Source organism: Reticulibacter mediterranei, from assembly GCF_016587455.1.
This window is the reverse complement of sequence record NZ_BNJK01000001.1, coordinates 850043-862478: the sequence shown is the minus strand read 5'-3', so window position 1 is coordinate 862478 and position 12436 is coordinate 850043. Positions and strand designations below refer to the sequence as shown.

Genomic DNA, 12436 nt, shown 5'->3' with positions numbered 1-12436 from the left:
TGTTGTGAAGAGACGGCGAATTATTTAGGTGAAGAAGCGAGCGTTTTTAACTCCTTTGTGCGATCCAGGTCTGCCATATTTTCTGTCCGTTCAAAACGCAAGTATAATGCGTTAGCAAGGTTCGATAGGTAATCGGCTTTAACATGTTGTGAATTTGGAGTAAACAGAGCGATGGCCTGTTCCAGCAGCTCGATTGACCGATTGAGGTCGTGTAAATCTTGTGTGTCGTGGTATCGCATCTTCAAAGTGCTGCCCAGGTTGTGCAGGCATTGCATCTGGTAGAACGAGCCAGGTTTGCACAGCGTCAATGCATACTCTTGCTGTCGTATCGCTTCCTGGAAATCTGCAACATTTTTGGTCTTATCGCTGAGCGTTAATAGGCCATGAACGAGAAAGTTGATTAACACGGGGAGGTAATCTGCGTCTAGTGGTGTTGCTTCTATCAGTCGTTTCCAGGTACGGATGGCGGAGTTTAAATCGGCCAAATCATAAGTCTGATTGTAGTATTTAATCATGCTCTTGCTCAACGTTTCCAGAAATCCGACACGGTCGGGATCATCAGCTGGGATTTCGTCGAGATACGTTTGCCCCATTTGGATTCCTTCGGCCAGATCGTTGAGATTGTTGGTGAGTTCGTGGCGCGTCACCAGACCATTGTGAAGATTGCCCAGGTACATGAGTCTGAGCGGAGAATCTGAAGGGGTAGGTGCGAGCATCTCTTTCCATGAACAGATGGCGCGATCCAGGTCGGCAATGTTTTTTGTCTTTGTAAAACGTATGAGCAGGCAGGTACACAGATTAAACAAATGTTCTGATCCCTCTGGAGAATCCAGGGGCGTGTGCTCGGTTAATTGTCCAAACAGGTGAATTGCTCGATCGAGATCGTTCATGTTATCTGTATATTCGTAACGGACCCGTAACACGTTTCCCAGGTTGTGGATAGTTTGCAACCACTCAGCAGAGGCGACGGATGTAAGTTGCAGTGCGTGCTCCAAGGTTTGTACTGCCTGTTCCAGATCCGCTAGATCCTGTTCCTGCGCGAATCATGTATAAAGAGCATAGCCTAATATATTGAGATAAATAGGTGAATCGGACATTTACGATGGATCAGTGCTCAAGATGGATTCCAAAATCGGGCCACTAAAAATGGGGTCGCTGAAAATCGAGTTGATGATGTGTTGCTTGTCCATAGGTATTCTCCACTTCCATCAATACTTCCAGATCTAATATTTCGAGGTATGTGCGTGTATGAGAGGATTTTAGCATATCATTATTGCTTTGTATGCTAAATATAGTACTTTTGATTTTAGGGATGTAGATGCTGGTAACTATTCAGATACAGAGAATGTATTGCTTTACTGTAGGGGAGATGATTTACCCGGTTCTTAGAAAAAATTCACGCTATGGCTGCGTTTGTATAAAAAAATAGCACAAACGCAGCCATACATATTGTTTAGCTTTTATTGTTTGTTAGGGCTGCTCCGATAATGCCTGGCACCTTCCAGACGGAAGGAGAAGCTTCAAAGTCGGTCAGCCTGGGGAAGAGCTTGTTCATTGCAGTGCTACGAGTGACGAACCAGGGAGGGGTAGGCGTCACTGTGAAGGGCGCTCGTAGAATGCATTTTTGTGCTTGTGAAAACATTAAAGCGTTATGGACAACGCCGTTGCCCGATTGAATGTTTTGGAGAGAGTGTCCAGGGAAAGCCCCCCAGGTGGTCACGCCAATTGCAAAGCTGCCGCCTGCCCAGTAGTTGAGTCCGATAGTGCCATAACGCAGATTGGTAATGGCCCGTTCAACGGCGATGGCTATTGCCGGAACTTTCATCGATTCTGGGTGAACAATGAGCGTCACATTGAGTGTTCCCCATAGTTGTTCATTCGCGAAAGTCACGGCCTGGTCAACGTACTCTGCGACGCTGGCAGCCTCCAGACTGGTTTCGGCGAAAAGTCCACAGAACGCTTCGGTTGTAAAACAAATTTCGTCTGTATTGGCAGGATCAACGCCAGCGATCAGTGTCCAGGGCAGCTGTTGTGGGCCAGGAGTTCCGAGTTGCTCAGCCTCTGGGTGGGCCTGTAAGAAGCTCTGCTGGCGCTCTCTGGCTCCTGGATAATAGGCATTGCGTGGAGGGGTGTTGCTCATGAGTGTGCGTAGTTGTTGGAGGAGTTGCCCACGTTGATTCCAGTCGGCATGTTGAATAATGACGCGTGTTGCATTACAGTTGAAACCAGCGTTGGTGGTGAGCGTGGAGACGATCTGTTCGGCCTGATATGCAAGTTCAACGGGTGTCCAGGGGCCAGGAACAATGATGATGGGGCTGACATTGCCCAACTCCCCGGTAATAGGTTTTGTCAGCAGTGGCCTGCCCTCTGCTTTGCGGATGGCTTCTTCCTGGCCGGTGCCAAAGACGATGGCGTCGAAGGTTTTGTCTGAGCCTGTGATGTGGATCTCTTCGATGCCCGGGTGTTTGCAGAGATATTCGCCTTCCTGTATGCCGCCATAAACCACGCGTAAAAAGTGTTGCTCTATCAGGGGCTGAAAACTCTCTTCGATCAATGGACCAAGATAAGCATTGACGGGATTCATTTTGAGCAGCACGACCTGATCTTCGACGAAGAGTTTATAGAGGAGGTCTGTCGGAGCAATGCTTGATACGTTGCCTGCACCCAGTACTAAAGCGACTTTGCCCGTATGGTTTTTGTTCTGGTAGATAAGCGCCTGGGTCTGCGGCAGCGTCTCTGCACTGACACCGGGTTCCATCCAGATTTCGGCTGTCACGCCACGAAAGAACAGGCGATCATAGAGGGTTTGAGGGAATACCTGAGCGGAGACCTGGCCGTTTGGTTGTGTGGTAACGGGACCAGGGATGTGTGGGCGACCGTATGTTTCAATATCTAGCAATGATTGTCGCAGTTGGCGTAAATATTTGAGTATCGGCCATGTCCCGATCATCCATTCTTCGCCAACCAGTGGAGAATCTTCTGCAATGCCCTTTGCCTGATATGCACTGGCGACCCATTGGGGCGCGATGGCGACAAAGTTGTTGATGATGGTGTCAATAATGGAGATACGGTTCTGTATTGAGCGCGTCACCCAGTTTTGTTTATTTGCTTGTAATGCCTGTACAGCATTATCTATTGCTTCCTGAGTCGATGGCTGGATGTCGCTAGCGGTTCGTGGAAATTGTGGAGAACCGTGTGGAGTCGTAATCGACATGATTCATGCCTCCGTTGGAAATGAATGGGTTCGTTACTATACAGACATTTACGCCTTAGTAGCACGCCTTAGTAGCACGCTTTAGTATCTTATTATATTTTACATAAGGCGTGTGGAAATCTTGCTCTGAAATCTCTCCTACGCAGTTGCCAATGTTGAACGCGGTTGCTATACTCACGTAAGATGGATGAGGTGCGTAGGGGGGATCAAGGCAAGCGAGGAGTAAAGAGAATATGAAAGTTTTAGTAACGGGGGCCGCAGGCTTTCTAGGCGGCCATCTTATTGATATGTTGAGAGAGCGGGGCGATGAGGTTCGCGCGATGGTGCGCCCTGTCGAAGATGCAAGCTATGTACGTTCACTGAGAGATGTAGAAGTTGTCTATGGTGATCTAACCGATGAGGAATCATTAAAGCGAGCAGTGCAAGGTGTGCAGCGCGTGTACAACGTCGGTGCGAAGACCGGTCCCTGGGGGTTGGAAGAGGTCTATCGAGCGATCAATGTGCAAGGATTGGCGAGCCTGGTGAATGTCTCAATGGAGGCTGGTGTGGAGCGGATTGTGCATGCCAGTTCCATTACCGTCTATGGGCATCATCTGCACGATCTGGTTACAGAGGATCATCCTTTCCATGCTGAGGATAATCCCTACAGTCGGACGAAGATTGCGGGCGAGAAACTGCTTGCGAATCTGGTAAAAGATCGGGGCGCCCCTGTTGTCATCGTGCGTCCGGGTTGGATTTACGGTCCAAGAGATAATGCCAGTTTCGGGAAATATGTCGCGCGCGTAGAATCGGGCAAGTTCTTTTTGATGGGGTCCGGGAAGAATATTGTGCCAGTTGTCTATGTGCGAGATGTGGCTCAGGGGATGATTAAAGCCGGGGATGCGGGTAATGAGGTGATTGGCCGCGCATATACGCTTGCAGGTGAGCAGCGCGTGACGCAGGCTGAATATTTGAACACCATTGCGGACGCGTTGGGTGTTCCACACTTGAAGTTGCAGGTGCCATTCTCAGCTTTATATCTGGCCGGTCGTACTGCTGAGCTGGTCTGGCAGGCGGCTGGCAGGCGCAATGCCGCACCTCCACCTTTTACCACCTATGGCGTGACACTTCAGGGAGGAGAGCAACCCTTTTCCATCGAGCGGGCAAAGCGTGAGCTTGGGTATACGCCTGAGTATGATGTGGAGCGCGGCGTGGCCGAGGGCGTACGCTGGTACTTGGAAGCGAAAAAAGGCAAACAAGGGAGCAGCGAGCGAGAGGCTGTTCAGGCTTGATCCCGATTGTCGTGAGGAATAGTTCTCGTTGTGGTTTGAGCATAACACAAGTAGCGATGAGTGAATTATGGCTCATCGTTACTTGTGTTTGGGAGTAAACTGTCGCTATGGATGTCATGATCGCGGTTGTACAATTTGCCGTTGCTCAGGCGAGGCCAGAGGAGAATCTCGAAAAGATGCGCCGATTTGTTGCAACTGCGGCAGCATCGCGGGCAGATATGGTTGTGTTCCCAGAGGATTTTGTGACCGGGCCGCTTTGTGGCGACGCGACATTAGCGGATTATGATGGGTGCTATCGAGCGTATTTTCAGCAACTAGCCAGTGAATATACGATAGATATTGTCGCAGGATCGATTATTGAGGGTGATCAGGATGGTCTGCTGTACAATACTGCTTATTATATAGATAAAGCTGGAAATGTCAGAGGAAGATATAGAAAAGTAAATCTCTGGTTGTCCGAAAGAAGCTACCTTACTCCAGGCAATGAAGTTGTGGCGTTTGATACTGATTATGGCAGGGTTGGCCTGATTATCTGTTGGGATCTGATCTTTCCTGAAATATTTCGTGAGATGATGCGGCGTGGAGTTGAGCTGGTGCTCTGCCCAAGCTACTGGTGCGTTGAGGATGCAGGCGTCGGGTTGACACATGATCCCAATTCGGAAGTGAAACTGGTCGATGCGCTTTGCGTGGCTCGCGCATTTGAAAATGAGGTTGTGCTGGTGTATGCAAATGCCGCTAATAACAGCAGTGCTCAGCATGAAACATTGATTGGTCGCTCGCAAATCGCTGCGCCATTTCGAGGCGCATTGCAGCGATTGGGGCATGCGCGAGAAGAGATGTTCCTGCAAAAGGTTGAAACAACTCTGCTCAAAGACGCGGAAACTGCCTATGAGATCAGGAAAGATGTGCTAGAGCGGCCTGGTTTCCTTTTCAGAGCGTAGCGGTGGCAGCGGTCTGCGCTGTCGTGCCTGGAACCAGTTAAAAAGATAGGTCAATGTAATCAGCACGAAGAGCGCGTTGCGTAAGGTCACGGTTTCAAAGAAGCCGGGCGTATATGGGATCAGCAACGGATCGATCGGGCGTGTATAGAGGTAGGTCAGGATAAGTGTAGTCAGAGCGGAAAGCGATACCCAGATCAGCAGCCAGAAGGTATCGAAAGCGCCAGCATAAGCGAGCAAGGGCATCAGCCAGATGATGTATTGAGGACTGAAGACTTTGCCTGTTGCGATAAAAACGAGCAACAATGCAATGCAGGTTTGCGTGATGTCCAGTTTGCCGCGCCACTGCATTCCAATGATGAAGAGACAACCGAGTGCTAAGAGCAGTGTGCAGGTGGGAGAGAGTATGCTATTTAGCGGGCTGATGATGTTCAGGGAGCCGTAGCTGTTATCGATGTGTAGAGGGATGCCAGCGCTTTGAGCGACCCATAAAAAGGTGCTGCTTGTTGCCTCAACCTGTATAGGACGGTGAAGGAAGTAGCTGAGCTGGCTGACGACACCTCCCTCGAAATTGAGCGAGGCGAACACGGCGGTAATGCTTATAATGAGGCTGAAAAAGATCAGCGCATTTTTCCACACCCATTGCCGTAAGCCTTGCACTGTATACCAGAGATGATGGATTGTTGTGGCGGGTGTTAAGTTTTTTGATGGAAGGTGCATGCGTCCCTGGGATTGTTGTTCAGCAATGAAGAATGTTGGCAACAATAAGATAGGATATATTTTCATCAATGTACCCAATGCCAGAGCGATATAGGCCCAGGTCCAATGTTTGCGTTCAGCTGCAATGATAGCAAGCAGTGTGAGTGCAGCTGGCACAAGATCGTATCGTTCTGCTGCGGTTGCCACGCCACCGATGAGGATGTAGAGTGCGAAGACGGGGGCCGCTCCACGTGGGCCATATTTCAGCAGAAGCCAGTAGATAAGGAAGCAGATGAGCGACATGGAGAACGCAAAGGCTAACTGATAATATGGAAGAGGAGCGAGTAGTGGTAAGGAAAAAGTGAGCAAAGTCAGGGGAGGGTATTCAATTGGCAGCATATGAAAAGCGGGTTGTGGAGTTGCTAACGGCAACAAGAATGAGCATTGATCGGGTGAAAGGAGATTGCTTGCATCGCTACCGAACCAGAAAGTGAGGGCATAACATTGATAGCGGGCAGGATCGTTCTTTGATAAGAAGATTTGCCAGGAAGCACCGCAGAGTAGACAGATAGTAACAAAGGTGATAGGAATGTAGGCGAGCAATCCAGAACGCGCTTCCAGTATGTTATCGATGAACTCAAAGGGACGTCTGGTTTTTTGAATAGAAGGTGTCTGAGCATGTTCTTGCCACAAAAGATTTCAGTCTCCTCTCTTCCCCGTTTGACATGCGCTCATTGTCAGTGCTACAATCCCGAACAGTGAGCATCTCTATTTGCCAGATAGAGAGTATTTATTGAGGAGCGACACTGCTATTTGATACTTCTATTTGGCGCAATTTACAAGACGAGTGATGCGTGAACGTGGTCACTTGTTGCCTGTTGAGATCTGCTCATGAACGTTCCAGAAATACAACTTATAAAGAAGGATATGCAGGCTGATGGACAGTAAAAATCGCACAGAGACAAAGACTTTGAAGGTCGGCGATGTGGCACCAGATTTTACCCTGAAGACGGCAGAGAAGAAAGACTGGCATCTTAGCGATTTTCGGGGAAAGAAGAATGTTGTCCTTGCGTTCGTCCCCTACGCGTTTAGCGGCACCTGCTCGGCCCAGTTGCCCTCATACGAGGCAGAATTAAGCCGTTTTAATGACTTTGACACTGAGGTCGTGTCGATTAGCATGGATAGTACGTTTGCTCTCGATGCCTGGGAAAAATCCATGCACACAACATTTCCGCTGCTTTCTGACTTTTATCCACAGGGGCAGGTGGTGGATGCCTATGGCGTGCGACATCCTGCTGGCATGGCGGAGCGTGCGCTGTTTGTGATCGATAAAGAGGGCGTTATTCGTTATATCGAGGTAACGCACGTGCCAGGCGTGCTGCCAGATAATGAGGATTTGTTTGAGGCGCTGCGCAAACTCTAACCTGTTTGTTGCAGTGACGGGTTCTGAATATTGAAAAATATCAGAACCCATTATCCTACCGCTTTATTCTTCGATTGTTTCCTGTTGTTGATTATATTCAGGGTAGTCCATGATCCAGATGCGCCCTGGCTCTTCTCGCGCTTCCCAACGCTTTAAGGCATCCAACAAGATCTGACGTTGCAGGTGTTTCTGATGCGGTCCACCAAGACTATTCCCCTGTTTGAAATGATTGGGATTGATGGCGCGTGGCGGTCCTGCCTGCTGGGTGGCATCGGGAACGACGGAAATGAGAACAGTGGAGAGACCAGTCATTTCAATTTCGCGGGCGATAGCACATGCTACTCTGTGGCAGAGAGGGCAACCAGCGGTGAGGATGACGCCATCAGCTTTTGAGCGTGCTATCTCTTTTGCCATTTCTGGTGCTGCACGCTCATAGAGATCGCGCAAGTTTTGCGTGAAGCCAAAGCCCAGGTGCTTATTATTGATCCCGCCGATAATCCCTTCTGCTGCGAGGTCACGCAGGCGGTCGATGGGGAAAACGCAATTGACGTCCTGATCAGCATCGTGGTGATCGTAGTGATCGTGGGTAATCATTAAATCTGCTGTTTGCACATCACCAGGGATGAGCCGCCAGGTGTTGTCATCTTCTATATATGGTTCTTGAGTCCGTAGATGGACACCTGTTGTCGTTACAAGTGCAAAGACGCTTTGTTTCAATTCACGAGAACGTGGCGTATAGGGAATACACCGCTTCGACATTACCATGTTGTTCTATCCTTCTCTCGGCGCTTGGGGAGCGCGTGCCGTCAAAAATAGTGTTTGTGTTCGTTCGTCTTTGTCGCCGCTGTTCGAGAGGTAAACTGTCAATTTGACTGTCATTTTTGACTCTCTTCAAGCCAGCACTGGCGCACATTACGTTGGTACAGATTTGGCGTTCCAGACACAGTATAGCAAACTTAAGATCAAATAGGTGGGTTAAACGGATCGATACAGGTGCCCCCAAACAGCGCGGCTGGGATTTGTCAGATAAGTATGCATGACAAATCTGGATTCGGCTTGTTTCGCCAAGGGGTGCTGCATGCCTTGTAGTATCTCTTTCGCATACTGATGTATGGCTACCGTAAAAATTACTTCTACCTCTTAATTTAGACTCGCGGTTAATACGCGATTTTTTATTTGTAAGATAACAATGTCGTACTTAAAGAAGGTTTAATCCTGATATTATTTGCACCTCATCGCCAACGACTAGTTGCCACAGAGTGTCGTAAGCATAGTCCCAGGCATGACGCTCAAGAATATTAGCTGGTTTGTCAAACTTCGGATCCTGAACAGCTTGAACTAAATTTGATTCAATCTTTGGAAGAGTACCAGGAAAGTGCTTCCCCCAAGATACTAGCGCCCGAATACAAGCAGTACGTATGTTATGATCTTTATCCAACAACCCTTTTAGGAGTGCGTCTGATACCTTGCTATTCTCTGGACTGATGAGTACTAGGAGATGTGCAGCCTCTCGACGTATTTGTAAATTGTATCCTTTACGCAAGGCATTAAAGAGTTCTGTCAGGACTTCTGGTGAGCACTGTCTTAGTCTTCCTAGTAGTACAACCGTAGTTAGCCTTCATTAGTAGAAAAGAGAGAGGAGAAAAAACCGACTGAGCAAGGAGACGATTGGAGGCTGAAGATGACGCTCTCGGAATTGGAGCAATGGCAGGAAGCGTTTGAGCAATTTCACGCCCGTTTTTCCGACCTGTTTGAACGCTCCGAGTCGCGCGAACAAGCCAAGAAATACCTGCGTGGGTTGCTGGCAACCGTCCCACGGAAGAATAGCTGGCACCTGGCAGAGGTCGTTGGAGATGGCATCGAAGACTCGGATGCCATGGCTTTTGTACCGCGTGCCCTGGGATGCAGAAGCCGCGCGGGATCGCTTAGAGCAGTTTGTCATCGAGACCTTTGGGGATGAAAAAGGCATCGGGGTCGTGGACGAGACTAGCTTTCCAAAGGCGGGGGATAAGTCGGTGGGAGTGGCGAAGCAGTATTGTGGAACTCTGGGCAAAATAGAGAATTGTCAGGTGGCGACTGTGCTCTCGTATGTGGGCCGGGACAGTCATGTCTTTCTGGATCGGTGTCTCTATCTGCCGGAGGTCGAGTGGATCTGGGATCAAGATCGCCGAGCTGAGGCGATGGTGCCAGAGGAGGTGCAGTTTGAAACCAAGCCGCAGCAAGCTATCGCCATGCTCTTGCACGCCTGGGAAGCGGGGGTGCCCATGAAATGGGTGACCGGAGATGAGGCGTATTCCGACTCGCCCCGTTTGCGGGAAACGATTCAGGCTTGCGGGCGGTTTTATGTGCTGGCAGTGGCCGCCAACACCCGGGTCTGGCAAGAGCGGCCAGCCCTGCAGGCACCAGAGGAACAGACGGGAGGTCGCCCTAGACGAGGGTGGCGCCTGGCAGAAGGCTCGCCCAAACCTCAAATGGTCTCCGAAGTAGTGGCGTCCTGGCCTCGCCAGAGCTTCCAACGTCTAGCAGTGATGGAAGGGGAAAAGGGCCCGATCACCTATGACTGGGCCTGCTGGCCAGTCGTCGAGAGCCGAGACCAGCTTCCCGGACCCGATGCCTGGAGGCTTTCTCGTCGCTCGATCAGCAAAGCCAGTGAACTGGCCTATTATTTGTGCTCCGTTCCCCCCGAGACGCCACTTGAGACGCTCATCTGGGTGGCCTCCAGCCGCTACATGGTGGAGCAATGTATCAAGGAGGCCAAAGGGGAGACGGGACTCAATGAGTACGCAGTGCGTTTTTGGCACAGTTGGTACCGTCATATCACGCTCTCGATGATGGCTCACGCCTTTTTGGCAAGTATTCGGGCGGCAAGCCGAGAAAAAAAGGGGCAGGAAGCGAGGAACTCGCCGAACTGACGGTTCCAGAAGTGCGGCGTTTATTGGAGGTCGCGCTGCCCCTGCCTCCCGGTTCGGTTGAACTTCAGCTGTCCTGGTCCTTCTGGCGACGACGCAAACGGCGGTGGGCATATCTGAGCCATGTCCGACGCTGTGCCCTTCAGCTCCGCTCCAGGAGACCGAGGAACCGGTCCCCTTAACTAACTACGGTTGTACTACTAGGGCTGAAGTGGCAAGATATTGATTTGGAACAAAGAAGTTTGCAGGTGCGTCGAACGGTTGTGTTTCTCTCAAGTGTAGGTTATAGGGAACACGAGCCGAAGACAAAGAAGGGGGCAGCGTAGTATTAGTATCCCACAGATTGTTGTGGATGCCCTTCGCACTCATAAAAAAACGCCAAATTGCAGCAAAGTTGAAAGCAGGTTCACGATGGCAGGAACTTGATCTGGTCTTTTGTAATGCTTATGGATATTACAAAAATGCGAATAACTTGCGTAGCCAGTTCCGTAAGCTTCTTAAAGCAGCAGGTCTTCCAAATATGCGCTTTCACGATCTTAGACATAGTGCGGCCAGCATTTTGCTCAGTATGGGTGTGCATCCAAAAATTGTGCAAGAGATTCTGGGGCATAGTGATATTGGGGTGACTATGAACGTTTACTCGCATGTTCTACCGTCTATGCAAAAGGAGGCGATGGATCATTGGGATGATCAATTAGGATAGCATGATTAGGAGGTTACAGTATTTTGCCCACTTTCTGCGTATGCAACAGGTTAAACGAAGTGATCGGCCATCTCTTGCTCTTCCAGGGTGCCTTGATACGGTCATGGCTCCTGATACAACACCTTCTCCTTCTCAGTTCTGCTCCCCTCTCTTGTCCCTGTTCAGTTGCACAGAAAGCCTCTCAAAGCATCTGACTTGCCTTTCCTCCCCGTTTCTCTTAGTCTGTGTAGGACGGACCGTCAGGTCCAATGGTGATGGCTGGCATCTCGTCGTGCCAGGAAGATGGGAGGGTACGCAACGCGAGCCAAATGACAATGACGAGCGCTTGGTCAGTCGTGGACAAAGCGCGAAAGATTTCCTGGAGATCAATCTCCCAGAGCGGGTAATCATTGGGGAGCCGGTCCCGCGAGTGCCTGGCATTTCCCAGGCGCATCAGCCAGGTTCTTAGATCGTCACGCGTCTGTAGGACCGCAAAATCGTCCGCCTGTTTCAGCAGTTCTCCCCAACGGACCGCTTGCAGGTAACGAAGAAACCAATGCAGTCGGGGAAGCAGAAACTGGACCAGATACGGTTCGAGGGCATCTTGCTTGTTCACGAAGCGTTTCTCCAACCCCAGGCCACGAGCGAGAATACGCAAATCAAGCAGCCGCTCATGTTCGTCATCAACGCTGGTTTGTTTGCTGCCGACTTCCGCCAGTTCAAGCAGACGGGAAAGAAAGGTGGAGAAATGCTCACGTCCAATCCGTTTACGGATACGGCGCAAGGGCTGTGAGTGCAGAGGGCCTTCGGCATAGCGCTCGATCAGGTTCAGTGCCAGCATAGGATCGTGCTGAGAGGCGGCCTGCTTCAGATCAGCGAACCAGCGCATCCAACGAGAGATACGCCTGGTTGCCTGCTGCAACTGTGTGCAAATGATCCCATATTCCACACGATAGCCTGCCAACCACAACTGCCAGGCCAGGTGAGCGAGGCGGCGTTCGCGTGTGCGCAACGAGCAGAGCAGGAGCACTTGCTCGCCTGTTCCGGGCGGATAGAGCGAGCAAGTGCCTCTGGTGCCTTTGAGCGGATGCTGCTTCGGACGTGGCAGCAAACCAGCGCGATGCCAACGAACCAGTTGGGTCGCACTGAGGACGTATCCCTGCTGCTGGGCCAGGGTCAAGAGATCTGTGCTTTTCTCAAAAGATGCATCGTTGTTCATGCAGAGAGTATACCAGAAGCTTTCGCGGTAATCAGCCTGACGCGAACGCATGCGAGAAGTGCCAGTAGGTATATGCTACAC

Annotated in this window: 11 protein-coding genes; 6 read left to right on the top strand and 5 right to left on the bottom strand. The window is 50.4% G+C overall.

Annotated features, from left to right (window positions below; genetic code table 11):
* Positions 1 to 20: 20 nt before the first annotated feature.
* Together K3T83_RS03895 and K3T83_RS03890 are read right to left on the bottom strand one after the other, a co-directional pair.
* The gene (locus K3T83_RS03895; protein WP_220201666.1) at positions 21 to 995 is read right to left on the bottom strand and encodes a tetratricopeptide repeat protein; all 975 of its coding nucleotides are present in this window, start codon (positions 993 to 995) and stop codon (positions 21 to 23) included.
* Between the two features lie 458 nt (positions 996 to 1453).
* On the bottom strand, positions 1454 to 3214 hold the full coding sequence (locus K3T83_RS03890; protein ID WP_220201665.1) for an aldehyde dehydrogenase family protein: 1761 nt from the start codon (positions 3212 to 3214) through the stop codon (positions 1454 to 1456).
* A gap of 233 nt (positions 3215 to 3447) precedes the next feature.
* On the opposite strand from K3T83_RS03890, the gene K3T83_RS03885 reads away from it, so the two are divergent.
* Together K3T83_RS03885 and K3T83_RS03880 are read left to right on the top strand one after the other, a co-directional pair.
* Positions 3448 to 4485, top strand: coding sequence for an NAD-dependent epimerase/dehydratase family protein (locus tag K3T83_RS03885; protein WP_220201664.1), 1038 nt, complete (start codon positions 3448 to 3450; stop codon positions 4483 to 4485).
* A gap of 107 nt (positions 4486 to 4592) precedes the next feature.
* A complete protein-coding gene (locus K3T83_RS03880; protein ID WP_220201663.1) occupies positions 4593 to 5426 on the top strand; it encodes a carbon-nitrogen hydrolase family protein in 834 nt (277 codons plus the stop codon).
* Here the strand turns inward: K3T83_RS03880 and K3T83_RS03875 are convergent.
* On the bottom strand, positions 5394 to 6815 hold the full coding sequence (locus K3T83_RS03875) for a glycosyltransferase family protein (RefSeq protein WP_220201662.1): 1422 nt from the start codon (positions 6813 to 6815) through the stop codon (positions 5394 to 5396). The genes K3T83_RS03880 and K3T83_RS03875 overlap by 33 nt on opposite strands.
* A gap of 244 nt (positions 6816 to 7059) precedes the next feature.
* Between K3T83_RS03875 and K3T83_RS03870 the strand changes: the two genes are divergently transcribed.
* The gene (locus tag K3T83_RS03870) at positions 7060 to 7545 is read left to right on the top strand and encodes a peroxiredoxin (RefSeq protein ID WP_220201661.1); all 486 of its coding nucleotides are present in this window, start codon (positions 7060 to 7062) and stop codon (positions 7543 to 7545) included.
* 63 nt (positions 7546 to 7608) lie between these two features.
* Here K3T83_RS03870 and K3T83_RS03865 read toward each other — a convergent pair whose 3' ends face one another.
* Positions 7609 to 8310 carry a glycine/sarcosine/betaine reductase selenoprotein B family protein gene (locus K3T83_RS03865; RefSeq protein WP_220201660.1) on the bottom strand — a complete coding sequence of 234 codons (702 nt, stop codon included), beginning with the start codon at positions 8308 to 8310 and terminating at the stop codon, positions 7609 to 7611.
* 916 nt (positions 8311 to 9226) lie between these two features.
* On the opposite strand from K3T83_RS03865, the gene K3T83_RS58615 reads away from it, so the two are divergent.
* From K3T83_RS58615 to K3T83_RS03855, 3 genes are all read left to right on the top strand, one after another.
* A complete protein-coding gene (locus K3T83_RS58615) occupies positions 9227 to 9505 on the top strand; it encodes a hypothetical protein (protein ID WP_444544561.1) in 279 nt (92 codons plus the stop codon).
* Complete coding sequence (locus K3T83_RS03860) at positions 9438 to 10457, top strand: IS701 family transposase (protein ID WP_444544560.1); 1020 nt, start codon at positions 9438 to 9440, stop codon at positions 10455 to 10457. The genes K3T83_RS58615 and K3T83_RS03860 overlap by 68 nt, the downstream gene beginning before the upstream one ends.
* A gap of 349 nt (positions 10458 to 10806) precedes the next feature.
* On the top strand, positions 10807 to 11157 hold the full coding sequence (locus K3T83_RS03855; RefSeq protein ID WP_220201658.1) for a site-specific integrase: 351 nt from the start codon (positions 10807 to 10809) through the stop codon (positions 11155 to 11157).
* Positions 11158 to 11374: 217 nt separating this feature from the next.
* Here the strand turns inward: K3T83_RS03855 and K3T83_RS03850 are convergent, their stop codons facing one another.
* Complete coding sequence (locus K3T83_RS03850; protein ID WP_220201657.1) at positions 11375 to 12406, bottom strand: hypothetical protein; 1032 nt, start codon at positions 12404 to 12406, stop codon at positions 11375 to 11377.
* Positions 12407 to 12436 lie beyond the last annotated feature (30 nt).